The following is a 25595-nucleotide window of genomic DNA, read 5'->3' on the forward strand; positions in this document are numbered from 1 at the left end:
GCTCCCGCTGTCATGGCGAAGATCCTGAAGTTCGACGAGGACGCCCGTCGCGCCCTCGAGCGCGGCGTCAACAAGCTTGCCGACACGGTCAAGGTGACGATCGGCCCCAAGGGCCGCAACGTCGTCATCGACAAGAAGTTCGGCGCGCCCACCATCACCAACGACGGCGTCACCATCGCCCGCGAGGTCGAGGTCGAGGACCCGTACGAGAACCTCGGCGCCCAGCTGGTGAAGGAGGTGGCGACCAAGACCAACGACATCGCGGGTGACGGTACGACCACCGCCACCGTGCTCGCCCAGGCGCTGGTGCGCGAGGGCCTGAAGAACGTCGCCGCGGGTGCCTCCCCGGCCGCTCTGAAGAAGGGCATCGACGCCGCGGTCAAGGCCGTCTCCGACGACCTGCTCGCCTCGGCCCGCCCGATCGACGAGAAGTCCGACATCGCCGCCGTGGCCGCGCTGTCCGCCCAGGACCAGCAGGTCGGCGAGCTCATCGCCGAGGCGATGGACAAGGTCGGCAAGGACGGTGTCATCACCGTCGAGGAGTCCAACACCTTCGGTCTGGAGCTGGACTTCACCGAGGGCATGGCCTTCGACAAGGGCTACCTGTCGCCGTACTTCGTGACGGACCAGGAGCGCATGGAGGCCGTCCTGGAGGACCCGTACATCCTCATCAACCAGGGCAAGATCTCCTCCATCGCGGACCTGCTGCCGCTGCTGGAGAAGGTCATCCAGGCGGGCGCCTCCAAGCCGCTGCTGATCATCGCCGAGGACCTCGAGGGCGAGGCCCTGTCGACCCTGGTCGTCAACAAGATCCGCGGCACCTTCAACGCGGTCGCCGTCAAGGCCCCTGGCTTCGGTGACCGCCGCAAGGCGATGCTGCAGGACATGGCCGTCCTCACCGGCGCCACGGTCATCTCCGAGGAGGTCGGCCTCAAGCTCGACCAGGTCGGCCTCGAGGTGCTGGGCTCCGCCCGCCGCGTCACGGTCACCAAGGACGACACGACCCTCGTCGACGGTGCCGGCAACTCCGAGGACGTCCAGGGCCGCGTCGCCCAGATCAAGGCCGAGATCGAGAACACCGACTCCGACTGGGACCGCGAGAAGCTCCAGGAGCGCCTCGCGAAGCTGGCCGGCGGCGTGTGCGTGATCAAGGTCGGCGCCGCCACCGAGGTGGAGCTGAAGGAGAAGAAGCACCGTCTGGAGGACGCCATCTCCGCGACCCGCGCCGCGGTCGAGGAGGGCATCGTCTCCGGTGGTGGCTCCGCGCTGGTCCACGCCGTCAAGGTCCTCGAGGGCAACCTCGACAAGACCGGCGACGAGGCCACCGGTGTCTCCGTGGTCCGCAAGGCCGCCGTCGAGCCGCTGCGCTGGATCGCCGAGAACGCCGGCCTCGAGGGCTACGTCATCGTCTCCAAGGTCGCCGAGCTGGAGAAGGGCAACGGCTACAACGCCGCCACCGGCGAGTACGGCGACCTGGTCAAGGCCGGCGTCATCGACCCGGTCAAGGTCACCCGCTCCGCCCTGGAGAACGCCGCCTCCATCGCCTCCCTCCTCCTCACGACCGAGACCCTGGTCGTAGAGAAGAAGGAAGAGGAGGAGCCGGCCGCCGCTGGTCACGGCCACGGCCACGCCCACTGAGGCACGCACCACCTGAAGAAGCCCCCCGCTGCTGTGCAGCGGGGGGCTTCTCCCTTCGCGGGCGTCACTGACCGAGTACCCCCAGCTGCTCCAGCAGACCCGCCCGGTCGTAGAGCCAGTGGCTCTCGCAGATCTTCCCGTCCCGGAACCGCTGCCAGGTCATGCCCTGCATGCTCACGTCCTGTCCGGTCGCCGGAATCCCCAGGAACTCACCCTTGTGCCGCGCGGTCCACGTCCACCGCGTGCACACCTGGTCGCTCTGGGCCAGCTGATCGTCGATCCGGAACGTGAAGTCGAAGGCGGCACGCCACCCCGCGTACTGCTCACGCACCCCTTCGACGCCCTGCACGGGCTGCGGATACGACGGATCGTGATCCACGTAGTCGTCCGTGAGGTGCTCACCGATCCGCTCCGGCTCCATCCTGCCCATGGCCTTGAAGAAGGCCTGCGCGGCCAGCACGTTCAGCTGCTCGTCCCGCACGACGTCGAGATCGGTGAACGTCGGCGTCTCGTCACAGAGCGCGACCATCTCCTGGAAGATCCGGTCGGTCTCGGGAAGATTGGAGTTCCGCATCGCCTCCTCGTACGAGGCGAACTCCACGATCTCGATGAAGTGCGACGCGTCCGACCGGTCCTTCCCGATGATGTCGTGCGTCGCCGTCCGCTTTCCCTTGGTCTGCTCGACCCACCTGTCCATCAGCCGGTTCATCTCGTCGAAGCGGCTGGTCCTGCAGTCGATGAGCTGTACGAAGGTCATGACGTCGTGGCCTCCCGGCCCCCCTGGGTGCGACCGAACAGCACCATTCTCCCCGCCCAAGGGGCGCTGTGCCTGTCGGCGCCGACACCATGGCGCCCTGCTTCGCCGAAGGAGGCGGCGATCGGTGCCCGCGGGACGGGACATGGCGGTGGCCCCCCGCCGGAACCGGTCGACCAAGAGGCCGAGTTGAGCGAATCGCCGGCCGGCGCGAACCGTGGGCCCCCGCCGCACGAAGCGTCCGCATCCTGCTGCCGGCCCGGCCGACCGCGTGGAGGATCCGGGCGACCGGCCGACGCTCCAGCCCCGCTCCTGCGGCGTGCACCTACCCCCGCGGTGGAGCCCGCCGGCGGCCGCATCCCCGTGGCCCGGGCCGCGGAGCGCATGACATCGAGCCGGTCCTGCCCGCCCCGGTCCGCGCCCGGCAGCGTCCCTCTGGTCGTCGGCTTCCCGCGCCGCCGCCCGGCCGACGGCCCTGCGCCTACTGCGGCCCGTACTTCCGCCCCGTCTTCGAACTGATCCCCCCGAGCAGCCCCCGGGGCATCAGCTTCGTCGCCCCCATCAGCACCTTGTACCGAGGATCCGGAATCGACAGCGACTTCCCCCGCGCCAGGTCGTTGAGCGCCGCCGCCACGAGCTTGTCCGCATCCAGCCACATCCACCCCGGAATGTTGTCCGTCCCCATCCCCGCCCGCTGATGGAACTCCGTCCGCACGAACCCCGGACACAGCGCCATCAGCCGCACCCCGCTCCCGGCCAGATCCCGCGCCGCCCCCTGCGTGAACTGCACGACCCACGCCTTGGACGCGCCGTACGTCCCGCGCGGCACGAAGGCCGCGACCGACGCGACGTTGACGACACCCCCGCGCCCCCGCTCCCGCATCGCCGCAGACGCCGCCGAGGTCAGCCGCAGTACCGCCTCGCAGTGCACCTTGAGCATCATCAGCTCGTCGGCCATGGAGACGTCGAGATAGCGGCCCTTGTTGCCGAAGCCGGCGTTGTTGATCAGCAGGTCGACGGGGTTCCTGCGGTCGCCGAGGCGGGCGGCGACGGCCTCGATGCCGGTGTCCTGCGCCAGGTCGGCCGTCAGCACCTCCGCCTCGATGCCGTGCCGGTCGTGCAGCTCCGTCGCCTGCTCCCGCAGCCGCTTGGTGTCCCGGGCCACCAGGACGAGGTCATGCCCGTCAGCCGCCAGCCGTCGCGCGAACGCGGCGCCGATGCCCGCGGTCGATCCCGTAATCAATGCCGTTGTCATGGCGCAAGATTAGTGACCCGGACTGCTCGCTTCCGCTCCTTGCTCAGCCGTGCCCCGAGTGACCGAGCGACCCGCCTCCCCCCGACAGCGCTCCCGCCCGTTGCCCTTTCTCCATCACCACGAACTGGCCCATCATCCCCTCGTCCTCGTGATACAGCAGATGGCAGTGGTACATGTACGGCGTGTCCGGATCCGCCGGCCCGGTGAAGCGCAGCGCCAGCTTCATGGTCGTCCCGTTGGGCAGGAACACGGTGTCCTTCGGCCCGCGCAGCGCCGGCGGCGGTGCCTCGCCGTTCACCTCCAGCACCCGGAACTGCACGTCGTGCACATGGAAGTTGTGCGGCATGCCGTTGCTGTTGCGGACCGTCCACACCTCCGTCGTCCCGCGTGTGACCGTCTCGTCGACGCGGCCCATGTCCATCGACCGCCCGTTGATACCGGACCGCTTCAGGTCGAAGTGCCTGGCCCGCACCGCATCCGTGCCGTCGGGTGTCTCCGAGTCGCCCAGCGCGGTGGGTATCCCGGGCGAGGGCCGCAGCTCTCGGGCCGCCCGCAGCTCCAGGACGTCGAAGGAGTCGTCGCCTCCACCGAACCTTCGCTGCCAGCTGTCCCCGTAGTCGTCCTGCGGAAAGCTGCGCAGCATCACGCGCTCACCCGCCCGCATCCCCACGACGATCTCGGCTCGCTCGCCCGGCGACAGCTGGACACGGTCCATCGACTCGGGCCGTTCCAGCAGGCCTCCGTCCGTCGCTATCAGCGAGAAGGCGCGGTCGTCCGGGAATCCGAAAGCGTAGGTGCGTGCCGTCGAGGCGTTGAGCAGCCGCAGCCGTATGAGCTCGTCGCCGACCTCCCGGTGGGGACGCAGCGTGCCGTTGACCATCGTCCGGTCGCCGAGGAAGCCGACGTTCCGCATGATCCTGCGGTCGCCGTCGAGCTTCGCGCCGTCGAAGCGCACGTCCTGCACGATGACGGGCAGGTCGTCGACGCCGTACCGCTTCGGCAGGGCGAGCTTCGTGGACCGCTCGTCGTCGAGGATGAACATGCCGGCCAATCCCTTGCGCACATGCCGTTCGGTCGCGCCGTGCGGGTGCGGGTGGTACCAGAGCGTCGCGGCGGGCTGGTTAACGGTCCAGTGGGGAGTCCATGTGTCCCCGGCCGCGATCATCTGGTGCGGCCCGCCGTCCATCCGCGCGGGCAGGTGCATGCCGTGCCAGTGCACGCCGGACGCCTCCTCCAGCCCGTTCGCTATGCGTACACGGACCTTCTCACCACGGGCCGCTCGGAGCGTCGGGCCGAGGTAGGAGCCGTTGAAGCCCCAGGTCGGGGTCTTCAGGCCGGCCTCGAACTCCGTTTCGCCGGCGCGCATACGCAGGTCGAAGACGCGGGTGCCGTCCTTGTCCACGGACGACTCGGCCAGGGGCGGTATCGCCAGCGCGTTGTCGAAGGACGCCTTGCCGACCGTGCTCACGTCGGCGCCGGTCCACAGCCAGGCGAACAGCCCGCCGACCGCCATCACGAGGACCGTGACGGCGGAGCCGAGAACGAGGAGGACGCGCTTGAAGCGAGACATGCTTCGAGCGTCCTCGACCGACGCCCGCCGAACATCCGGGTCGTCCCCCGGACCACCCCGAGTCAACCCCCGCCGCTCGTACGGGGTTTCCCCCTAGGAGCCGTGCCACGCCCGGGCGACCGCTGGGCGCCCGCTGCCTCAGCTGTCGGCCGACGTCCCGTCAGACCCCGTACTTCGCCACGTACTTCCGTGCCGCTTCCAACGACTCCGGGTGCAGCGCCTCACCCGCGGGCAGCAGCCGCGGCAGCAGCTTCCGCTCCGTCGTGACCGCCCGGAACTGCAGCGCCACCGTCACCTCGTGATCCGGACGGTGGATGATCTCCACCGCATCGCCCGCCCGGATCTCGCCCGGCTCGATCACCCGCAGATAGGCGCCCGGCGCCCCCTTCGCCGTGAACCGCTTCACCCACTGCTTCTCGCCCATGTGGTTCTGGAAGGTGGCGCAGGGAATCCGGCCGCACGTGACCTCCAGCACCACGTCGGACCCGATCCGCCAGCGCTCGCCGATCAGCGCGCCGGACACGTCCAGGCCGGAGGTCGTGAGGTTCTCGCCGAACCCGCCGTTCGTCAGTGACCGTCCCAGCTCGCGCTCCCAGTCGTCGAGGTCCTCGCGCGCCATCGCGTACACGGCCTGGTCGTCGCCGCCGTGGTGCTGCTTCTTGCACACCGCGTCGCCGGCCAGCCCGCTCCCTCCGATGCCCTTGGGCCCGGGCGCCGCCACCCGCACCGGCCCCGTCACCGGCTGCTTGTCGATGCCGGTCACGCCTTCGGGGTTATCCGTGTACGGCACGGCCTTCGAACGGCCCAGGTTCACAGACAGAAGCTTCATGGCGGCACGGTAGGCGAGGGCTAGCCAAAGCGTCCACGCATTATTCGGCGCCATTCCCAAGGATCACTTATGCTCGATGGGTGATCGAGGCTCGTCATCTCCGTGTGCTGCGCGCCGTCGCCGCCACCGGTTCCTTCTCCGCGGCGGGGCGCGAACTGGGCTGCACCCAGCCCGCCGTCAGCCAGCAGATGAAGGCTCTGGAGGCGTCCGTCGGCACGCCCCTGCTGATCCGCAGCGGGCGCGAGATGCGGCTGACCCAGGCCGGTGAGGCGCTGGTGCGGCACGCCGCCGGGATCCTGGCGGGACTCACCGCCGCCGAGGAGGAGGTCGCCGCCATCGCCGGGCTGCGGGCGGGGCGCGTCCGCCTCGTCTCCTTCCCCAGCGGAAGCTCCACCCTCGTCCCCACCGCCCTCGCCGCCCTGCGCGCCGCACACCCCGGCACCCGCGTCTCGCTGGAGGAGGCCGAGCCGCCGCAGTCCGTCGAGATGCTGCGCGAGGGCGACTGCGACGTGGCCCTCGCCTTCCGGTACGAGGGTGCCGCGGGCGCCCCGGAAGGGGAGTGGGACGACCTGGTCGTACGCCCGCTGCTGACGGACCGTCTCGTCGCGCTCGTACCCGAACGCCACCGGCTCGCGCGCACCGCGCCCTCGGGTTCCGTCGCCATCGGGGAGCTCGCGGCCGAGCCGTGGATCGCGGGATGCCCGCGCTGCCGGGGCCAGTTGGTCGAGGTGTGCGAGAGCGCGGGCTTCACGCCCCGTATCGACTTCGCCACCGACGACTACCCGGCGGTCGTCGGCCTCGTGGGCGCCGGCCTGGGCGTGGCCGTCCTGCCCCAGCTCGCCGTCGAGTCCGTACGGCCGCGAGGCGCGCGCATGGTGGCGCTGGAGCCAGCGGTGCGGCGGGAGATCGTCGCGCTCACCCTGCCCGACCTCGCGCAGGTGCCGGCGGTGGCGGCGACGCTCGAGCAGCTGACGCGGGCCGCTGCCCGCTAGTAGCGACCGGGGAGGTTCACCGGGCTGTGTGGGGCGTCAGTGCGGTTGTGGGAGAAAGGCCAGAAGACTTGAGGTGAGTTCGGCAGGTGCGTCTTCCTGGACGAGGTGGCCCGCACCGGCGATCGGCTCAAGTCGCGCGCCAGGGATCCGGGCGGCGAGCTCCCGTCCTTTCGCCACGGGTATCCAGGTGTCGTCCTGGCCCCAGCACACCAGCGTCGGGCAGTCGATCTCGCCGTACCGGTCCTGCACTTCGTCGGTGTACCGCTGATCGGCCTGAGCGATCTGTCGGTAGAACGCCTCTTGGCCGAGGTCGTCGAGCCACGGCTCGATGAGCCGGTCGAGGACGGCAGGGAGCAGGCCAGGGCTGCTGGCCGAGCTCACGTACTCGCGCACCAGAGCGCGGTGCAGTGCGGGCGGCAGTTGTTCGAAGACCTTGGAGTGCTCGCCGACGAGCCGGAAGAACGGCGAACCCCACGGGGCCAGCGCGACCGGGTCGACCATCGCGAGCGCGCGGTAGCGAGCTCCGTGCAGCAGATGCGCCCGCAAGGAAACGGCACCGCCGAAGTCGTGGGCCACCACCAGAGGTTCGTCGAGGCCCCAGTGAGCCAGGAGCTCGGTGAAGACCTTGCCCTGAGCGGCGAGGGAGACGTCCTGGCCGGCGAACTTCTCCGACGCCCCGTAACCGGGCATGTCCCACACGAAGACCTGGTAGCGCCGAGCGAGTGCGCGGGCGACAGCGCGCCAGACATACGAGGAGAAGGGTGTGCCGTGAAGGAGCACGACCGGATCCCGGTCGGGGTTTCCGAGGCTGTCCCAGCGGACGTCGCCCGACGCGCTGCGGAATGTCTCGGCCAGTTGCCAATCACTCACGGGTGCGGTTCCTCTCGGGTGCGCGGGCGGGGAGCGCCTCCCGCCCGTCCGGGGTCCAGGCAACGCCGGTCTCGTCGGGCCGGTGGATCACCGGCCCGGACCGTGTCCAGCAGTCGGAGCATCCCCATCCATCCAGCCGCCAACCCGGCGAACCTGTGCGGCCCACAGCACCGGCGGAGGCGGCGGCGCAGCCAAAAAGCACGGGCACGCGCGCGTGCCCGTGTTGGAGAAACGTTCCTTCAGTTGGGCGGGCCAGCCTCTCCGCTGGTTGTCGACGCCGAGACCAGCCGGTTGCGCGCCCGCCCCATGAGCTCCTCACGCTCGTCCTCGGTCAAGCCGCCCCACACGCCGTACGGCTCGCGTACGGCCAGCGCGTGCGCCGCGCACTGCGCCCGCACCGGGCACCTCATGCAGACCTCCTTGGCCGAGTTCTCACGAGCACTCCGGGCCGCACCGCGCTCACCCTCCGGATGAAAGAAGAGCGAGCTGTCCACCCCGCGACAGGCAGCCAGGAGCTGCCAGTCCCACAAGTCCGCGTTCGGTCCGGGAAGGCGGGAGAAATCTGCCATTGCGTGACCCCTTGTAGCCGTTCTGGGCGGATACGGTGTCCACGACCGTACATCTACGATCTAAGGAGATGAAAATATGACTCATTGCGAATCTAGCCTCAGACGCCAATAAATGGGAAGAAAAAGGGCTGAATGGGGCATGGGTTGTGATGAAACATTGAGGGTCCGTCGTGCATGTCTGCCCCGTGTCCGCCCCCTCACGTAGAGTGCCGAAGACGGCATATGGCCCCGTAACTCTTTCGAGTGACCGTCGTTGAGAGGGCGGAGGCGGTTGAAGGAACAAGCGCTCGGGCAGGCGTCCGAGACAGTCGACCGCACAGGTGACGATTTCGTACCAGCCTGGAGGCTCAAGGTGACGTGCATCAGCTGCGGAGGGCGGCCATGACATCCGTCCTCGTCTGCGACGACTCCCCGCTTGCCCGAGAGGCGCTTCGCCGTGCGGTCGCGACCGTGCCCGGCGTCGAGCGCGTGACGACGGCGGCCAACGGCGAGGAAGTCCTCCGCCGCTGGGGCGCCGACCGCTCGGACCTGATTCTGATGGACGTACGCATGCCCGGCCTGGGCGGCGTCGAGACCGTGCGGCGGCTGCTGTCCGCCGACCCCGGTGCGCGCATCATCATGCTCACCGTCGCCGAGGACCTGGACGGCGTGGCCCTCGCGGTCGCCGCCGGTGCCCGCGGCTATCTGCACAAGGACGCCTCGCGCGCGGAGTTGCGCGCCACCGTCACGCAGGCTCTCGCCGACCCCACCTGGCGGCTCGCCCCACGTCGGCTGCGTTCCGCCGAGATGGGTGCCGCGCCGACGCTCACCGCGCGTGAGATCCAGGTTCTCGAAGGCATGAGCCACGGCCGCTCCAACGCCGAGATCGGCCGCGAGCTGTTCCTCTCCGAGGACACCGTCAAGACGCACGCCCGACGCCTGTTCAAGAAGCTCGGGGCCTCGGACCGGGCGCACGCGGTGGCGCTCGGCTTCCGGTGGGGCCTGGTCCGGTAGGTGGGCCTCAACGGGGGCACGGGAGTCCCCGCCCGCCAAGTGGTGGGCGGGGCTGCTTTTCACAGCGCGGGTCGGTGTGTTTACCCCAAGGTGAGCGGTGGTGGCAAAGCGGCCTGCCGGGTGCCCGCTGCTCGTTTCGGCGCGGATGCCGCATCCTTGAGATGTGGAGTCTCTCGGGGACGAGTCGGTCGAGCGGAAGGGGAGGGCGCAGGGGATGAGTGCCGGCGCACCTGCTCATAACGCTTCAGTGCACAACATCGGGCGTGATGCCGCGGACCGTACGGCCGCAAGGCACCATGGACCGATGCGCGACGACGAGGCGGCTTGTGCCCAAGGGGCGATCGGTGCACTCGTCCATCGCGCCGTGGACGGGGACGAGCAGGCCACGCACGATCTGCTCGCGCATGTCCACCCCCTGGCCCTGCGCTACTGCCGCACCAGGCTGTCCCGCCTGCCGGGCGACGCCCGCCACTTCGTCGAGGACCTCGCCCAGGAGGTCTGCGTCGCGGTCCTCCTCGCGCTGCCGCGCTACAAGGACACCGGCCGCCCCTTCGAGGCGTTCGTCTTCGCCATCGCCGCGCACAAGGTGGCGGACCTGCAGCGCGCGGCCATGCGTCACCCCGGCTCGACGGCCGTGCCGTCCGACGAGATGCCGGAACGCCCGGACGACTCCCTGGGCCCGGAGGAGCGGGCGCTGCTGAGCAGCGACGCCGAGTGGGCCAAGAAGCTGCTGGCCAACTTGCCCGAGAACCAGCGGGAGCTGTTGCTGCTGAGGATCGCGGTGGGGTTGACCGCGGAAGAGACGGGCCAGATGTTGGGAATGTCACCCGGCGCAGTACGGGTGGCCCAGCACCGGGCGCTGAGCAGGTTGCGGGCGCTGGCCGAGCAGTAGTGCTCCCTTGAGTGCGCCCCAAATGAACAGGCTTCTCCGCGGTTCCGTACGAACATACGAAGCCTGAAGCCGCCCAGAACCGTGGAATGAGTCAGCCATGCTTCCCGTTAGCATGGACATCCGCACCGATCAAGGCCATTTGGGGAAGGTGTCATGACTGCCAACGTCGACGGAGTGCCCGAGAAATTCGCGACACTCGGGCTGACCTACGACGACGTGCTGCTGCTGCCGGGCGCATCCGAGGTGCTCCCCAACGCGGTCGACACCTCGTCCCGCATCTCCCGCAATGTCCGGGTGAACATCCCGCTGCTCTCGGCGGCCATGGACAAGGTGACCGAGTCCCGCATGGCCATCGCGATGGCCCGCCTGGGCGGCGTCGGCGTGCTGCACCGCAACCTCTCCGTCGAGGACCAGGTCAACCAGGTCGACCTGGTGAAGCGGTCCGAGTCCGGCATGGTCACCGACCCGATCACGGTGCACCCGGAGGCGACCCTCGCGGAGGCCGACGCCCTGTGCGCCAAGTTCCGCATCAGCGGCGTCCCGGTCACCGACCCGGCCGGCAAGCTCCTCGGCATCGTCACCAACCGTGACATGGCCTTCGAGTCGGACCGCAGCCGCCAGGTGCGCGAGGTCATGACGCCGATGCCGCTGGTCACCGGCCAGGTCGGCATCTCCGGCAGCGACGCGATGGAGCTGCTGCGCCGCCACAAGATCGAGAAGCTTCCCCTGGTCGACGAGGCGGGCGTCCTCAAGGGCCTGATCACGGTCAAGGACTTCGTCAAGGCGGAGAAGTACCCCAACGCCGCCAAGGACTCCGAGGGCCGCCTCCTCGTCGGTGCCGCCGTCGGCGCCAGCCCCGAGGCGCTGGAGCGCGCCCAGGCGCTCGCCGAGGCCGGCGTGGACTTCCTGGTCGTCGACACCTCGCACGGCCACAACAGCAACGCCCTCAGCTGGATGTCGAAGATCAAGTCGAGCGTGGGCGTCGACGTGATCGGCGGCAACGTCGCCACCCGTGACGGAGCCCAGGCCCTGATCGACGCCGGTGTGGACGGCATCAAGGTCGGTGTCGGACCGGGCTCCATCTGCACCACGCGCGTGGTCGCCGGCATCGGCGTCCCGCAGGTCACCGCCATCTACGAGGCCTCCCTCGCCGCCCGCCCCGCGGGCATCCCGCTGATCGGCGACGGCGGCCTGCAGTACTCCGGCGACATCGGCAAGGCTCTCGCCGCCGGCGCCGACACCGTGATGCTGGGCTCGCTGCTCGCGGGCTGCGAGGAGTCGCCGGGCGAGCTGCAGTTCATCAACGGCAAGCAGTTCAAGTCGTATCGCGGCATGGGCTCGCTCGGCGCCATGCAGTCGCGGGGCCAGGGCAAGTCGTACTCCAAGGACCGCTACTTCCAGGCCGAGGTCTCCGCCGACGACAAGCTGGTGCCCGAGGGCATCGAGGGCCAGGTGCCCTACCGCGGCCCGCTGGCCAGCGTCCTGCATCAGCTCGTCGGCGGGCTGCGCCAGACCATGGGCTACGTGGGCGCGGCCACCATCGACGAGATGGAGACCAAGGGCCGCTTCGTGCGGATCACCTCCGCCGGTCTCAAGGAGAGCCACCCGCACGACATCCAGATGACGGTCGAGGCGCCGAACTACAGCCGTAAGTGACGGCCACGCGCGCGTGAGGCATATCGAGGGCGGGCCCGGAGCATCCGGGGCCGCCCTCGTCGTACCGCCGGGCGGCGCTGTCGTACCCGTCGGCGATACTGGAAGACGCTGAAACGCATCAGGGAAAGGCCACAGACGTGACTGAGATCGAGATCGGGCGCGGCAAGCGCGGCCGCAGGGCGTACGCCTTCGACGACATCGCCGTCGTCCCCAGCCGCCGTACGCGGGACCCGAAGGAGGTCTCCATCGCCTGGCAGATCGACGCCTACCGCTTCGAGCTGCCCTTCCTGGCCGCCCCCATGGACTCGGTCGTCTCCCCGGCCACCGCGATCCGCATCGGCGAGCTCGGCGGCCTCGGCGTGCTGAACCTCGAGGGTCTGTGGACGCGGTACGAGGACCCGCAGCCGCTGCTCGACGAGATCGCCGGGCTGCCCACGGAAGCCGCCACGCGCCGCCTCCAGGAGATCTACGCGGCTCCCATCAAGGAGGAGCTGATCGGGCAGCGCATCAAGGAGGTGCGCGACTCGGGCGTGGTCACGGCCGCCGCGCTCTCCCCGCAGCGCACGGCCCAGTTCTCCAAGGCGGTCGTCGACGCGGGCGTGGACATCTTCGTCATCCGCGGTACGACGGTCTCGGCGGAGCACGTCTCCGGTGCGCACGAGCCGCTGAACCTGAAGCAGTTCATCTACGAGCTCGACGTCCCGGTGATCGTCGGCGGCTGCGCCACGTACACCGCGGCCCTGCACCTGATGCGCACCGGCGCGGCAGGCGTCCTGGTCGGCTTCGGCGGCGGCGCCGCGCACACCACGCGCAACGTCCTGGGCATCCGCGTCCCGATGGCCACGGCGGTCGCGGACGTGGCGGCGGCCCGCCGTGACTACATGGACGAGTCCGGCGGCCGGTATGTGCACGTGATCGCGGACGGCGGTGTCGGCTGGTCCGGTGACCTGCCCAAGGCGATCGCCTGTGGCGCTGACGCGGTCATGATGGGCTCCCCGCTCGCGCGCGCGACCGACGCGCCGGGCAAGGGCCACCACTGGGGCATGGAGGCCGTCAACGAGGAGCTGCCGCGCGGCAAGAAGGTCGACCTCGGCACGGTCGGCACCATCGAGGAGGTGCTGACGGGCCCGTCCCACACCCCGGACGGCTCGATGAACTTCTTCGGCGCCCTGCGCCGCGCCATGGCCACGACCGGCTACAGCGAGCTCAAGGAGTTCCAGCGCGTCGAGGTGACGGTGGCGGACTCGCAGCACCAGCGCTGACGCCGCGCCCGGCTCGAACGGGAAGGGGCCCGGACCACCGAGAGGTGTTCCGGGCCCCTGCGCGTGCGTGACGCGTGTGTGCGGGACGGCTCAGGCCGCGGCCTTCTTCGCGCCGGAGAACGCGGCGAACGCGCCGATGCCGAGGAAGACGAAGCTCAGCGCGTCCGCCTCCTCGCTCCAGACCTTGGTCACCACGTCCAAGTGGTCGGTGAGGATCGTGGTCACGGAGACGCCGAGATCGTCGGCGCCGATCGCCGCGATGCCGATGAGCTGGCCGAGGTAGACGGCGCCCAGGGAGAGGATCGCGCTCAGCACGGGCAGCGCCGGGTTGGCGCCGCCGATCTTGCCGGCGGCGAAGCCGATGACGAAGCCGACGCCGACGGCGGCGTAGCCGATCTCGTACTCGGTGGCGCCGACGATGGCACCGTAGATGCCGGCGGTGACCAGGGCCGCGACGACGGCGGCGACGATGCCGAGGGCGATGTTGCCCCGCGCGGGCGTCGGCGCGGGTGCGAGCGGCGCCGGGGGTACGGCCTCCGACTTCTGGGCGAACGGGTTGCCGTCGGTGGGCTGCGGCGGCGGTACTGACTGGGTCATGACAGGAATCCCCCCACGGGACTGTGGTCCCCCCACGGGACCTTGAATGAGCGGTGTGACTGCGCACGACTGTGCGACGAGACGCCGAAGAGTAACAGGCCGCCGGCCCCGGTTCGCCAGTGATTTCGGGGGATCGGTGGGCGCCGTCGTCAGAGCCGGTGCGCGGCCCCCATCGGTGTCGCCCCTCGTGTGTCCAGCAGGAGCTGGGCCTTCACCGACAGGCCCTGGAGGTCGTAGGTGCGGTGCTGCTGGAGCAGGATCGTCAGGTCGGCGTCGGCGGCGGCGTCGTAGAGGGAGTCCGCGCGCGGTACCGGGCGGTCCAGGATGTTCCAGGACGCGATGTGCGGGTCGTGGTAGCTCACGGAGGCGCCCAGTTCCATCAGGCGGATCGCGACCTCCTGGGCGGGCGTGGACTGCTGGTCGGCGAGGTCGGGCTTGTAGGTGACGCCGAGGAGCAGGATGCGGGCGCCGCGCGCGGACTTGCCGTGCTCGTTGAGGAGGGTGGCCGAGCGCTGGACGACGTAACGGGGCATCTGGCTGTTGACCTGCTGGGCCAGTTCGACCATCCGCAGGGTGCGGCCCGCGGGGGCGGTCAGCTCCTGCGGGACGGCGTGTCCGCCGACGCCGGGGCCGGGGCGGAAGGCCTGGAAGCCGAACGGCTTGGTCTCCGCGCAGCGGATGACGTCCCACAGGTCGACGCCCAAGTCATGGCAGAGGACGGCCATTTCGTTGACGAGGGCGATGTTGACGTGCCGGAAGTTGGTCTCCAGCACCTGCACGGTCTCTGCCTCGCGCGGTCCACGCGCGCGTACCACCTTGTCGGTGAGCCGGCCGTAGAAGGCCGCGGCCGACTCGGTGCACGCGGGCGTGAGGCCGCCGATCACCTTGGGGGTGTTGGCGGGGGTGAAGTTGCGGTTGCCGGGGTCGACGCGGGTGGGGGAGTAGGCCAGGTGGAAGTCGCGCCCTGCGCGCAGCCCCGAGCCCTCTTCGAGGAGCGGGCGCAGGACGTTCTCGGTGGCGCCCGGGGGCACGGGCGACTCCAGGATGACGGTGGTGTGCGGACGCAGCCGTCCCGCCAGCGTGCGGGCGGCCGTCTCCACCTGGCTCAGGTCCAGCCCGCCGTCCGCGGCGCGCGGGGTCGGCGCGCAGATGACGGCGGTGCGCACACGGCCGAGTTCGGCGGGGCTGGTGGCGTGCCGGAAGCCCCCCGCGAGCATCCGGCGCAACTCGGCAGGGCTGAGGGAGCAGGCCTCGGGCCCGGTCCGGTAACCGAGCGTGGAGATGCCGGCGGCGACGGCGGCCTGCGCCAGGGGCAGGCCGTACAGGCCGAGTCCGATGACGGCGAGATCTGCGGGCATGGCGTGGGCCGTCCTTCCCAATAACCGAAGCGGGGCGGGTGCGCAAGCCCTGTGGACAGGACGAGGGAGCGCAATGTCAGACTAGGAGTAAATATGACCGATTTGCGGGATTGGGCGTTGGCGTTTCCGTGAGTGTTGTCCACAGGCTGAGGGCGAGTGGTGGCTGAAGTCGGGCAACCCGGTCAGAATTTGGGCATGGGGGGTACGAAGCGGGCTTCGCCCGACGGGTGCGGCTTACGCGACCGATGAGCGGGAGGCAGCGGTGAGGACAGCGACACTGGGGCCGGCGGAGCGCGCCGAGTCACTGGCATCCATGGCCGAGCGCGAGCTGGACCTACTGGTCGTGGGCGGTGGCGTCGTGGGCGCGGGCACCGCCCTGGACGCGGCCACTCGCGGACTGTCCACCGGCCTGGTCGAGGCACGGGACTGGGCGTCGGGCACATCGAGCAGGTCCAGCAAACTGATCCACGGCGGCCTGCGCTATCTGGAGATGCTCGACTTCGTGCTCGTACGGGAGGCCTTGAAGGAGCGCGGCCTGCTGCTGGAGCGGCTCGCCCCGCATCTGGTGAAGCCGGTGCCCTTCCTGTACCCCTTGCAGCACAAGGGCTGGGAGCGCCTGTACGCCGGCTCGGGCGTCGCGCTCTACGACGCCATGTCGATGGCCCGCGGCCACGGGCGGGGCCTGCCGATGCACCGCCACCTGAGCCGACGTCACGCCCTCCGCGTCGCCCCCGCCCTGAAGAAGGACGCGCTGGTCGGGGCGCTGCAGTACTACGACGCCCAGATGGACGACGCCCGCTACGTGGCCACCCTCGTGCGCACGGCGGCGGCCTACGGCGCGAAAGCCGCCAACCGTGCGCGCGTGACCGGGTTCCTGCGTGAGGGCGAACGCGTAGTCGGGGCCCGGGTGCAGGACGTCGAGGCGGGGGGCGAGTACGAGATCCGCGCCAAGCAGATCGTCAACGCGACCGGTGTGTGGACCGACGACACCCAGTCGATGGTGGGGGAGCGCGGGCAGTTCCACGTGCGCGCCTCCAAGGGCATCCATCTGGTCGTACCCAAGGACCGCATCCACTCCACGACGGGGCTGATCCTGCGCACCGAGAAGTCCGTGCTGTTCGTGATCCCCTGGGGACGGCATTGGATCGTCGGCACCACCGACACCGACTGGGACCTCGACAAGGCTCACCCGGCCGCGTCCAGCGCGGACATCGACTACCTGCTGGAACACGTGAACTCCGTGCTCGCGGTGCCGCTGACGCGTGACGACGTGGAGGGCGTGTACGCGGGACTGCGGCCGCTGCTCGCCGGTGAGTCGGACGCCACCAGCAAGCTGTCGCGCGAGCACACCGTGGCACACCCCGTGCCCGGGCTCGTCGTGGTGGCCGGCGGCAAGTACACGACGTACCGGGTGATGGCGAAGGACGCCGTGGACGCCGCCGTGCACGGTCTCGACATGCGGGTCGCCGAGTGCGTGACGGAGGACATTCCGCTGCTGGGTGCCGAGGGATACCGGGCGTTGTGGAACGCGCGGGCTCGGATCGCCGCGCGGACCGGGCTTCACGTGGTGCGGGTGGAGCACCTGTTGAACCGGTTCGGATCGCTGGCGGAGGAGGTGCTCGAACTCATCGCCGCCGACGCCACACTGGGCGAACCCCTGCAGTCCGCCGACGACTATCTGCGCGCCGAGATCGTCTACGCCGCCTCGCACGAGGGGGCGCGCCATCTGGACGACGTGCTGACGCGGCGGACGCGCATCTCGATCGAGACGTTCGACCGCGGGACGCGGTGCGCCCGCGAGGCCGCCGAGCTGATGGCGCCGGTGCTGGGCTGGGACGAGGACCACATCGAGCGGGAGATCGAGCACTACCGCAAGCGGGTGGAGGCCGAGCGGGAGTCGCAGCGGCAGCCGGACGATCTGACGGCGGACGCGGCGCGGTTGGGGGCGCCGGACATCGTGCCGTTGTAGCGCACCGCTTATCACTCGAACGGGTGGCTGGAGCTGGGATCCCTGCTCGAATCCCAGCCGTTCTAAAAGGTGCGAGGGCAGAACTCGGCGGCGAGCAGCCGGGGTTCGAGACCGGGATCTGCGATCGCCGTCGTGTTCACCCGGAATGTGAGGACGCGACGACCGCCGACGGTGGCTGCGGAGCGCACGTAGCTGCCGGAGATGCGCCCGTTGTGCCCCCACACGACGGTGCCGCACGGCAGTTTCACGGGAATGAGCCCCATGCCGTACGCGCCATGTGCGGCGCGGGTGTCGAGCATCTCGCGCAGCCAGTGCGGGGGCAGCAGTCGGCCGCCGAGCAGTGCGGCGTAGAAGCGATCGAGGTCGGCGAGCGTCGTCACCAGCTCGCCCGCGGCGCCGGCCACTCGCGGGTCGAGTTCGGTGACGTCGGTCCCGTCGGTGGCGTAGGCGCGGCCGTGCGGCAAGGGAAGAGAGGTGCGGGAGCCGGGAAAGGAGGTGCCGGTCAGACCCAGCGGAGCGATGATGCGGCGCTCGGCCTCGGCGGCGTAGGAGCGTCCGGTGACCTGCTCGATGACCATGGCGAGCAGGACGTAGTTGGTGTTCGAGTAGGAGAAGCTGCCTCGAGCGGCAGGGGGGTGGGTGAGTGCGATGTGTACGGCCTGAAGCGGCGTGACGGGGACGGTGCCCCCGGTCTCGGCGGTGAAGTCGTACAGACCGCTGGTGTGGGTGAGCAGGGAACGAAGGGTCAGCGCGCGCCCGTCGTTGCCCGACCCTCGTACCAGGCCGGGCAGATGCTGCTCCACCGTGTCGGTGAGGGACAGCCGTCGTTCGGCGGCCAGCTGAAGGACGACCGTCGCGAGGAAGGACTTCGTGACGCTGCCGGCGCGGAAGTGGTCGGTGGGGGCGATGCCCTGGCCGGTCTGCGCGTAGCGGGTGCCGGTCTCCTCGCGGGCCAGCAGGGCCGCGGCGGGGGCCTTGCCCTTGGTGATGAGCAGCGGGAGGAGGGAGCCTGTCGCCCATACCGGGGGTGCCGAGGAGGCGATGGGGGCCAGACCGAGGAGGGCCACGGACACCAGGCCGAGGAGGGAGAGGGACACAGGAACGCCCAGTAGCGTCCGAAACGAGGGCATCGTCGGTCGCGCCATGAGGGTTCCTTTCCTTGTCGCGGCTCATCATGCCGGGCGGCGGAATGTTCGATTCAGCTGGGCTCGGGTGCATCGGGGCCGAGAGGTTCGGGCCCTGCGAGGGCGTGGTGGTGCGACGGGCACCCTGGGCGCTGGGCACTTGTCGGGTGAGAGACAATGGAGCCTCTGTCAGGGCGGGTTGTATGAGGGGACGCATGTCGGAGGCGGAGCGGGCGGGGACATCTCGTCAGGACACTCGTCAGGACAACCGCGAGCGTCTCCTGGCGGGGCGGTACCGGCTGGGCGATGTGCTCGGCCGCGGCGGGATGGGCACGGTGTGGCGTGCCGAGGACGAGACCCTGGGGCGGACGGTCGCCGTCAAGGAGTTGCGGTTCCCGTCGAACATCGACGAGGAGGAGAAGCGGCGGCTGATCACGCGCACGTTGCGTGAGGCCAAGGCGATCGCGCGGATCCGCAACAACAGCGCGGTGACGGTGTTCGACGTGGTCGAAGAGGACGACCGGCCGTGGATCGTGATGGAGCTCGTCGAGGGCAAGTCGCTCGCCGAGGTCATCCGTGAGGACGGCCTGCTCGAGCCGAAGCGTGCGGCCGAGGTCGGCCTGGCGATCCTCGACGTGCTGCGGTCCGCGCACCGCGAGGGCATCCTGCACCGCGACGTGAAGCCGTCGAACGTCCTGCTCGAGTCCGACTCCGACCGGGTCGTGCTCACCGACTTCGGCATCGCCCAGGTCGAGGGCGACCCGTCCATCACCTCGACCGGCATGCTCGTCGGGGCGCCCTCCTACATCTCCCCGGAACGGGCCCGCGGTCACAAGCCGGGTCCCGCGGCCGACCTGTGGTCGCTGGGCGGGTTGTTGTACGCGTCGGTCGAGGGCGTGCCGCCGTACGACAAGGGCTCCGCGATCGCGACTCTCACTGCGGTGATGACCGAGCCGTTGGAGGAGCCGAAGAACGCCGGGCCGCTGAAGGACGTCATCTACGGCCTGCTCACCAAGGACCCCGCCAAGCGGCTCGACGACGCCGGTGCGCGGGCGATGCTCAACGCCGTCATTCACGCGCCCGAGCCCAAGGACGAGCCGGAGCCGGCGCTGGACGCGACGCGGGTCGTGCCGTTGCCGCCGCAGCCGGATGCGCCTGAGAACAAGGGCCGTTCGGGCGCCGGGTCCAAGTCTGGCGCCGGGTCCGGGGGCAAGCGGGCCGAGGAGGCCGGGGAGCGGTTGCGCGGGGCGCTGCGTTCCGTGCGGAAGGCCGCGGTGAGTGCGGGGGCGGCAGGGGCGGCGGCCGCGGCTCGTACCAAGTCCGGGAGTGAGACGGCTGTCTCGGGGTCCGGTGGTGGAGCGGCCGGCGGTTCGTCCACGGGAGTGGACGGGGCGTCGTCGGCGGCGGGCGAGTCGGGCCGGACTTCCGGTGCCAAGGACGGAGCGGGCGCCGGGGCCGACAGCAGCGCCGGTGCTGGTGCCGGGGTTGGCGGCAAGGCCGGTTCCGGTGCCGGACAGCGGGATGCCCGGACGGTGAACGAGCAGAGTGGCGCCCGGAGTTCGGGGTGGCCCGTGGTGCCGCCGCCGGATCTGCCGCCGCGGCCCGTGCCGCGGGCGCCGCTGACCGATGTGGTGCCGAAGCGGACGCTGGTGATCATCGCGGTGGTCGTGGTGCTGGCAGTGATCGGAGTGGTGCTGGCCTTCGTGTTCGACGGGGACGGCGACGGGTCGAAGGCGTCCGCGAGTGGTGGCAAGCCCAAGACCTCGGCCAGCGCCGGCGCGAGTGCCGACACCAAGGAGGACAAGAGCGGCGGCACTCACACGGACGGTGAGGCGACCGCGTCCGCCGACTCCGGTGCGGGGTCGGGATCCGGCAAGGAGACCGGAAGCACGCCGAGTGCCGGGGCGAGCGCGACCGGCGGGAGCGGTGCCGAGGCGGGATCCGGGAGCGGCAGCGAGGCCGCGTCGACGTACAAGGGGAGCCAGGGGTACTCGATAGGGCTGCCCGAAGGGTGGAAGTACCAGTCCACGGGGTCGGCGGGGGACCGGTTCACCGGGCCCGACGGGCAGAAGCTGCTCGTCGCCTGGACCTCCACGCCGCAGGACGACCCGGTGGCGGACTGGAAGAACCAGGAGCAGTACATGACGCGCTCCCAGTACAAGAAGATCCGCATAGAGGCGGTGGACTACCGCGGCTGGAACACGGCCGACTGGGAGTTCACCTATACCGAGGGCGGTACCAAGTACCGGACGATCGACCGTGGTTTCGTGGTGAACGACCATCTCGGGTATGCGTTGATGTACACCGCGAAGGCCGGCAATTGGGGCGGCGACCTACGCAAGGACACATGGCGGACGTTGACGGACACGTTCAAGCCGAAGTCGTGAGGTGAGCGGCTCTCGGTTCGGAGCCGCGACGGGCAGGGGCGAACGGTGAGATACGGCAACCCCTCTTTGCGGGTTGCCTACGGCACGTATCGTGAATGCTTGCGGACCGTACGCATCCAGTCGCGCGTCCGGAACGGGACGCAACACGAGCGGAATTGACCAGCCGGGCGGCCGGGGGAGGCAACGTGGACGACTACGCGGGTCGGGTACTCGCCGACCGCTACCGCCTGCCGCTGCCGCCCTCCGACGAGTACGAACTCACCGAGTCCCGGGCCTTCGACACCTACAGCGGGCAGGAAGTCCTCGTCCGGCAGGTGCCGTTGCCGGAGGTCGTCGAGGCGGAGGTGCTCGACGCGGAGGGGCTGCCCGACGGGTTCACCGCCCGGGACACGCGGGAGCGGGGGACGGGGCGACGGCCCGTGGGACGGTCGAGCACGCGCCGGCCCAGCGATCCCGCCGTACGGCGGGCGGTCGAGGCGGCGCAGGCCGCGGCGCGGATCCCCGACCATCCGCGGCTGGACCAGGTCTTCGACGTGTTCGCCGAGGGCGGTTCGCTGTGGATAGTGAGTGAGTTCGTGGCCGCGCGTCCGCTGGCCGCGTTGCTCGCCGAGCAGCCGCTGACGCCGTATCGGGCGGCCGAGGTCGCCTCCGACGTCCTCATGGCGCTGCGGGTGCTGCACGCCCATGGCTGGGTCCACCGGAACATCACCGCCCGTACCGTGCTCGTCTGCGACGACGGCCGGGTGATGCTGACCGGGCTCGCCGTCGGCGCCGCGGAGGAGGCGCTGTGCGGGTACGACCCGGTGCCGGTCGAGGACGGTGACGGGGGCGGCGGGGCCGCGGCGTTCGGTGGCGGGCCCGGTTCCGGTGGCGGACAGGCTTCGGGCGGCGGCTTCGGTGGCGCGGCCGGCGTCAGAGCGCCCGGTCGACCCGCGGCGGCGGCCGGGGTCGAGGGTCCCGGCATCGGTGGCACGGATCCCGAGACCGCGCGGCGTGCCGCCATCGAGGCGCGTGCGGCCGGGGGACTGCCGGCGCCCGCCGCCGCCGGCCACGGGACGGCGGACTCGGCGGCGCCGAGCGGTGCCCTGGAGACCGGCGGGGACGTCAGGGCCGCGCGGGCCGGGGCGATCGCCGCGTATCGGGCGGGCGCCCGTGCCGCCGCCCGGGTGCAGGAGGGGCAGCAGAACGGACGTGTCGCGTTGCCCGGCGCCCGCTCGGCGCCCGAAGGCGACCCCGCGTCCCGGACGAACGGCGCGGCGCAGCAGCCGTACCCCTCAGGCAACGGCATCACCACGCCTTCGGGCCAGATCGCCGACCCGTACGGCGTGCAGGCCACTCCCTGGCACGGCGCCGCGCCGCGCATCGGGATCGGTGGCGCACCCGCACCGACGGAAGAGGGCCCAGAGCGCACGGCACTGCCTCCGGCGGGCCAGGGCGCCCAGCCCGGCGCCGGCGGTTTCCTCCCCACCCAGGGCATCCCCACCCAGGGGCACCCCGCGCCCGGCGCCACCTCCACCACAGGCCCCCCTACGCCACCCCCGGCCGTCCCCGCCCCCGCCCGCTGGAACGACCTCGTAGCAGACGCCCCTGGCCACCGGGGCCCCACCAGCGCGCTCGCCGCGGAGCGGGCCCGGCAGGCGCGGATGGCCGTGGTCGGGCCCGTGACCGAGCGGTGGGCGCCGGAGCAGGCCGGGCCCGTGCACGAGAACTGGCAGCTCGCCGCGCCGATCGGCCCCGCGACCGACCTGTGGGCGCTCGGGGCGCTGCTCTTCCGTGCCGTGCAGGGGCACGCGCCGTATCCGGAGGAGTCGACGGCCGAGCTGGTGCAGCTGGTGTGCGCGGAGCCACCCGCCTACGCCGAGGAGTGCGGGCCGCTCAGGCCGGTCGTGGAGTCACTGCTGCGTCAGGACCCCACCGAGCGCCTGGACTTCGAGGAGCTGCGGGGCTGGCTGCGCTCGCTGGTGCGGTCGGCGCCCGAGCCGGAGGCCGGCGCGCATGTCGTCGCCGCTCCGCCGGTCGACCCGAACCGGCTGCCGATCGTACGGCGCCGCGGCGAGCTGGTGCGCCGGCGGCGGGCCGGGCTGCCCGCGCATCACGGGCGGCACAAGCGGGCCAAGCAGGAGAGCGCTTCGCCCCGCAGGCTGGGGCGTACGTTGCTGCTGCTCGTCCTGCTCGGTATGGCCGCGGCGATCGCGTACGCCATGCTCTTCATGCCGAAGGCCGACAGCGGCAATGGCGGTACCGCGGACGCCGACCGCACCGGAGCCGCCGGGGCCACTCAGGCGGCGCCCGAGCAGTCCGCCGAGGCGAGCAGTGAGCCGAGGCCCGACCAGACCTCTCCCGGGTCCGGCAACAGCCCATCGGAGTCGGCCGGTTCCGACGAGACGCAGACCACCGGCCCCGAGGTCCCCGACGGTTTCACCCTGCGCGAGGACGCGGCCGGCTTCCAGATCGCCGTGGCCAACGGATGGGACCGCACCCCGGAGAACGGGCGCGGGCAGGTCGTGTACTCGCACGGCGACTTCGACCTCATCGTCGTACCGGGCCGGGACACCGCGGACGAGTACGGCAGCGATCCGATGGTCTACCAGCGGGAGCACGAGCGTGAGTTGCAGCCGTACCGGGACTCCAGCTGGGCCTCGTCCGGTGGGCTCAAGACGATCCGGGTCGGTGAGCGGACCATGGCCGAGGGGCAGTTCACCTGGACCGACGATCAGGGGCGCGAGTTGTTCGTGCGCAACGTCGCGATCCTGATCGGCGGGCGGTACCACGTGGTGCAGTTGCGCGGGCCGGAGGCCGAGCGCGACGAGGTGACGCGCCTGTTCGAGCAGGCGTCGGCGACTTACCAGGTCACTGGCTGAACGAACCGGGTCACCGGCTGAACCGGCCCGCCGACCCTGTGTGATGGTTGAGTCCCGCACCCGAAAGCGACAACCATCACAGTGCGGTCTCCTTGGCACCCCCGCGGTTCCCGTCCCCTGCGCCGGTCCCTAATCTGACCCTGTCAAGAGCATTGCGGGGCAACGTGAATCAGATGCAGGGCCAGCTCGTTTCGGGGCGCTACCGGCTCGCCGACGCGATCGGCAGCGGCGGTATGGGCCGAGTCTGGCGTGCGCATGACGAGGTGCTGCACCGGGCCGTCGCGATCAAGGAGCTGACCGCAGCGCTCTACGTCTCCGAGAGCGACCTGGAGCGGCTGCTCGTGCGCACGCGTGCCGAGGCACGGGCCGCCGCGCGCATCAACCACTCCGCCGTCGTCACCGTGCACGACGTCCTGGAGCACGACGGCCGGCCGTGGATCGTGATGGAGCTGGTCGAGGGGTACTCGCTGGCCGACGCGGTCAAGGAGAGCGGGCGGGTCGAGCCGACCGAGGCCGCCCGTATCGGGCTGTGGGTGTTGCGGGCGTTGCGCGCCGCGCACTCCGCCGGGGTTCTGCACCGCGACGTCAAGCCCGGCAACGTCCTGATCTCCGAGGACGACGGCCGCGTCCTGCTGACCGACTTCGGGATCGCCCAGATCGAGGGCGACACCACCATCACCCGCACCGGAGAGGTCGTCGGCTCGGTCGACTACCTCGCCCCCGAGCGCATCCGCGGCCACGACCCGGGAGCCTCCTCCGACTTGTGGGCGCTCGGCGCGACGCTGTATACGGCGGTGGAGGGACGTTCGCCGTTCCGCCGCACCTCGCCGCTGGGCACCATGCAGGCGGTGGTCGACGAGGAGCCCGCCGAGCCGCGGCACGCCGGCCCGCTCGGCCCCGTGATCACCGCCCTGCTGCGCAAGGATCCGGCCATCCGGCCCGACGCGGCCGAGGCAGAGCAGATGCTGGCCGAGGCGGCGGAGGGACGGCGGCCGAGCACGGCACAGGCGTACGTCCCGACGCAGCACACCCCGTACGAGCCGGGGGCGCGCGCGGGGGGCGCGCTCAGCGCGACGGCGGCGAGCTCCGGGGCGACTGAGGGCACCGGGGCGGAGGCGGCGACCGGTACGCCGTATCCCCCGATGACCGGCCGGACTGGGGCGGGTACGCCCCATCCCCCGTTGAACAGCCAGACCCCGCCGGGCACCCCGTACCCGCCGATGACCGGCCAGACCCCGACCGGTACGCCGTACCCCCCGATGAGCGGCCCGACGTACGACCTCTCGGGCACCGGCGCCGCGCCCGCCGGGCCGCCCGGGCGGCGCCGTCGGCTGCGCACGCTCGCCCTCGTCGTCGTGCTCGCCGCGATCATCGGCGGGGGCACCGCGGTGGCGCTGCGGCAGTGGTGGCCGCAGAGCGTCGACGGCACCTCCGCCTCGACCTCGCCGAGTGCCTCGGCCACCGACGACCAGGGCCCGGAGGGCGGCGTGCCCGCCTCGTGGCAGCAGGTCGACGACCCCCTCGGGTTCAGCCTGTACCTGCCCAAGGGCTGGAAGCGGAAGGTCGTCGGCAAGGAGGTCGAAGGCCTCCAGCAGGTCGACTACACGCCCGACGGCGGCGAGCACTTCGTCCGCATCGCCGTCGACACCTCGCCGGACTTCGCGAATGCCTACGACCACCAGCGCGACCTGGAGGAGCAGGTGGGGCGGCGGCTGGTCGCGTACCGGACGGTCTCCTTGAAGGAGAACCTCTACCGCGACCGCGAGGGCTCCCTGTGGGAGTACACATGGACCGCGCGGGCCAAGGACACGGCCTTCCCCGGGCCGCGGCGCGCCATCGACCAGGCGTACATCGACCGGGACGGCACGGAGTACGCGATCTACATGTCCTCGCCGGAGACGGACTGGGCGGCCACGCGCACCCAGTTCACCGCGGTGCTGAAGGGCTGGCGGCCGGGCGGCTCCTGAGGCTCTTTGCCGCGTTGCGGAGGCTTTGCGGCTTTGCATAGTTGGCCGATCG

At 71.0% G+C, this 25595-nt stretch carries 19 protein-coding genes; 10 read left to right on the forward strand and 9 right to left on the reverse strand.

The window, feature by feature from the left end:
• Positions 1–12 precede the first annotated feature (12 nt).
• The gene (gene groL / locus ACIREI_RS06515; RefSeq protein WP_403327962.1) at positions 13–1638 is read left to right on the forward strand and encodes a chaperonin GroEL; all 1626 of its coding nucleotides are present in this window, start codon (positions 13–15) and stop codon (positions 1636–1638) included.
• A gap of 64 nt (positions 1639–1702) precedes the next feature.
• On the opposite strand, the gene ACIREI_RS06520 is transcribed toward groL, so the two are convergent.
• From ACIREI_RS06520 to ACIREI_RS06535, 4 genes are all read right to left on the reverse strand, one after another.
• Complete coding sequence (locus ACIREI_RS06520; RefSeq protein ID WP_403327964.1) at positions 1703–2395, reverse strand: ester cyclase; 693 nt, start codon at positions 2393–2395, stop codon at positions 1703–1705.
• A gap of 478 nt (positions 2396–2873) precedes the next feature.
• Positions 2874–3647 carry an SDR family NAD(P)-dependent oxidoreductase gene (locus ACIREI_RS06525; protein WP_403327966.1) on the reverse strand — a complete coding sequence of 258 codons (774 nt, stop codon included), beginning with the start codon at positions 3645–3647 and terminating at the stop codon, positions 2874–2876.
• Between the two features lie 43 nt (positions 3648–3690).
• Positions 3691–5217, reverse strand: a complete 1527-nt coding sequence (locus tag ACIREI_RS06530) for a multicopper oxidase family protein (RefSeq protein WP_403327968.1) — start codon at positions 5215–5217, stop codon at positions 3691–3693.
• Positions 5218–5377: 160 nt separating this feature from the next.
• Positions 5378–6046 (reverse strand): MOSC domain-containing protein, encoded by a 669-nt coding sequence (locus tag ACIREI_RS06535; RefSeq protein WP_403327970.1) that lies wholly within the window; start codon positions 6044–6046, stop codon positions 5378–5380.
• A gap of 80 nt (positions 6047–6126) precedes the next feature.
• Between ACIREI_RS06535 and ACIREI_RS06540 the strand changes: the two genes are divergently transcribed.
• The gene (locus ACIREI_RS06540) at positions 6127–7038 is read left to right on the forward strand and encodes a LysR family transcriptional regulator (RefSeq protein ID WP_403327972.1); all 912 of its coding nucleotides are present in this window, start codon (positions 6127–6129) and stop codon (positions 7036–7038) included.
• A 36-nt stretch (positions 7039–7074) separates the two neighbouring features.
• Here the strand turns inward: ACIREI_RS06540 and ACIREI_RS06545 are convergent, their stop codons facing one another.
• The gene (locus tag ACIREI_RS06545) at positions 7075–7908 is read right to left on the reverse strand and encodes an alpha/beta fold hydrolase (protein WP_403327974.1); all 834 of its coding nucleotides are present in this window, start codon (positions 7906–7908) and stop codon (positions 7075–7077) included.
• 239 nt (positions 7909–8147) lie between these two features.
• Positions 8148–8477, reverse strand: coding sequence for a WhiB family transcriptional regulator (locus ACIREI_RS06550; protein WP_274242432.1), 330 nt, complete (start codon positions 8475–8477; stop codon positions 8148–8150).
• 381 nt (positions 8478–8858) lie between these two features.
• On the opposite strand from ACIREI_RS06550, the gene ACIREI_RS06555 reads away from it, so the two are divergent.
• The 4 genes from ACIREI_RS06555 (at position 8859) to ACIREI_RS06570 (ending at position 13280) form a co-directional block, all read left to right on the forward strand.
• Positions 8859–9470, forward strand: coding sequence for a response regulator transcription factor (locus tag ACIREI_RS06555; RefSeq protein ID WP_003948568.1), 612 nt, complete (start codon positions 8859–8861; stop codon positions 9468–9470).
• 304 nt (positions 9471–9774) lie between these two features.
• Entirely contained in the window at positions 9775–10362 is a 588-nt protein-coding gene (locus ACIREI_RS06560) for a sigma-70 family RNA polymerase sigma factor (RefSeq protein ID WP_356576563.1), read from the forward strand.
• 153 nt (positions 10363–10515) lie between these two features.
• Positions 10516–12018, forward strand: coding sequence for an IMP dehydrogenase (guaB, locus tag ACIREI_RS06565; protein ID WP_403327976.1), 1503 nt, complete (start codon positions 10516–10518; stop codon positions 12016–12018).
• Between the two features lie 137 nt (positions 12019–12155).
• Positions 12156–13280 (forward strand): GuaB3 family IMP dehydrogenase-related protein, encoded by a 1125-nt coding sequence (locus ACIREI_RS06570; RefSeq protein ID WP_301997589.1) that lies wholly within the window; start codon positions 12156–12158, stop codon positions 13278–13280.
• Between the two features lie 90 nt (positions 13281–13370).
• Here ACIREI_RS06570 and ACIREI_RS06575 read toward each other — a convergent pair whose 3' ends face one another.
• Together ACIREI_RS06575 and ACIREI_RS06580 are read right to left on the reverse strand one after the other, a co-directional pair.
• Positions 13371–13877: a hypothetical protein gene (locus ACIREI_RS06575; protein WP_403327978.1), complete on the reverse strand. Its 507-nt coding sequence runs from the start codon at positions 13875–13877 to the stop codon at positions 13371–13373.
• Between the two features lie 149 nt (positions 13878–14026).
• Complete coding sequence (locus ACIREI_RS06580; protein ID WP_403327980.1) at positions 14027–15235, reverse strand: nucleotide sugar dehydrogenase; 1209 nt, start codon at positions 15233–15235, stop codon at positions 14027–14029.
• A gap of 262 nt (positions 15236–15497) precedes the next feature.
• Here ACIREI_RS06580 and ACIREI_RS06585 point away from each other — a divergent pair, with 262 nt between their 5' ends.
• The gene (locus ACIREI_RS06585) at positions 15498–17204 is read left to right on the forward strand and encodes a glycerol-3-phosphate dehydrogenase/oxidase (RefSeq protein ID WP_403327982.1); all 1707 of its coding nucleotides are present in this window, start codon (positions 15498–15500) and stop codon (positions 17202–17204) included.
• 62 nt (positions 17205–17266) lie between these two features.
• Here ACIREI_RS06585 and ACIREI_RS06590 read toward each other — a convergent pair whose 3' ends face one another.
• A complete protein-coding gene (locus ACIREI_RS06590) occupies positions 17267–18334 on the reverse strand; it encodes a serine hydrolase domain-containing protein (protein WP_403328069.1) in 1068 nt (355 codons plus the stop codon).
• Between the two features lie 209 nt (positions 18335–18543).
• On the opposite strand from ACIREI_RS06590, the gene ACIREI_RS06595 reads away from it, so the two are divergent.
• From ACIREI_RS06595 to ACIREI_RS06605, 3 genes are all read left to right on the forward strand, one after another.
• The gene (locus ACIREI_RS06595) at positions 18544–20715 is read left to right on the forward strand and encodes a serine/threonine-protein kinase (protein ID WP_403327984.1); all 2172 of its coding nucleotides are present in this window, start codon (positions 18544–18546) and stop codon (positions 20713–20715) included.
• Positions 20716–20900: 185 nt separating this feature from the next.
• Positions 20901–23576: a protein kinase gene (locus ACIREI_RS06600; RefSeq protein ID WP_403327986.1), complete on the forward strand. Its 2676-nt coding sequence runs from the start codon at positions 20901–20903 to the stop codon at positions 23574–23576.
• 173 nt (positions 23577–23749) lie between these two features.
• Positions 23750–25543, forward strand: coding sequence for a protein kinase (locus ACIREI_RS06605; RefSeq protein WP_403327988.1), 1794 nt, complete (start codon positions 23750–23752; stop codon positions 25541–25543).
• Positions 25544–25595 lie beyond the last annotated feature (52 nt).

The sequence above is a fragment of the Streptomyces sp. NPDC093591 genome, from assembly GCF_044764885.1.
Taxonomy (GTDB): domain Bacteria; phylum Actinomycetota; class Actinomycetes; order Streptomycetales; family Streptomycetaceae; genus Streptomyces.

Bases quoted from the DNA above. Each gene is read 5' to 3' on its own strand.
- ACIREI_RS06595 (WP_403327984.1), top strand. From the start codon at position 18,544: ATGTCGGAGGCGGAGCGGGCGGGGACATCTCGTCAGGACACTCGTCAG.
- ACIREI_RS06525 (WP_403327966.1), bottom strand. From the start codon at position 3,647: ATGACAACGGCATTGATTACGGGATCGACCGCGGGCATCGGCGCCGCG.
- ACIREI_RS06555 (WP_003948568.1), top strand. From the start codon at position 8,859: ATGACATCCGTCCTCGTCTGCGACGACTCCCCGCTTGCCCGAGAGGCG.
- guaB (WP_403327976.1), top strand. From the start codon at position 10,516: ATGACTGCCAACGTCGACGGAGTGCCCGAGAAATTCGCGACACTCGGG.
- ACIREI_RS06605 (WP_403327988.1), top strand. From the start codon at position 23,750: ATGCAGGGCCAGCTCGTTTCGGGGCGCTACCGGCTCGCCGACGCGATC.
- ACIREI_RS06575 (WP_403327978.1), bottom strand. From the start codon at position 13,877: ATGACCCAGTCAGTACCGCCGCCGCAGCCCACCGACGGCAACCCGTTC.
- ACIREI_RS06560 (WP_356576563.1), top strand. From the start codon at position 9,775: ATGCGCGACGACGAGGCGGCTTGTGCCCAAGGGGCGATCGGTGCACTC.
- groL (WP_403327962.1), top strand. From the start codon at position 13: ATGGCGAAGATCCTGAAGTTCGACGAGGACGCCCGTCGCGCCCTCGAG.
- ACIREI_RS06550 (WP_274242432.1), bottom strand. From the start codon at position 8,477: ATGGCAGATTTCTCCCGCCTTCCCGGACCGAACGCGGACTTGTGGGAC.
- ACIREI_RS06580 (WP_403327980.1), bottom strand. From the start codon at position 15,235: ATGCCCGCAGATCTCGCCGTCATCGGACTCGGCCTGTACGGCCTGCCC.
- ACIREI_RS06535 (WP_403327970.1), bottom strand. From the start codon at position 6,046: ATGAAGCTTCTGTCTGTGAACCTGGGCCGTTCGAAGGCCGTGCCGTAC.
- ACIREI_RS06530 (WP_403327968.1), bottom strand. From the start codon at position 5,217: ATGTCTCGCTTCAAGCGCGTCCTCCTCGTTCTCGGCTCCGCCGTCACG.
- ACIREI_RS06520 (WP_403327964.1), bottom strand. From the start codon at position 2,395: ATGACCTTCGTACAGCTCATCGACTGCAGGACCAGCCGCTTCGACGAG.
- ACIREI_RS06590 (WP_403328069.1), bottom strand. From the start codon at position 18,334: ATGCCCTCGTTTCGGACGCTACTGGGCGTTCCTGTGTCCCTCTCCCTC.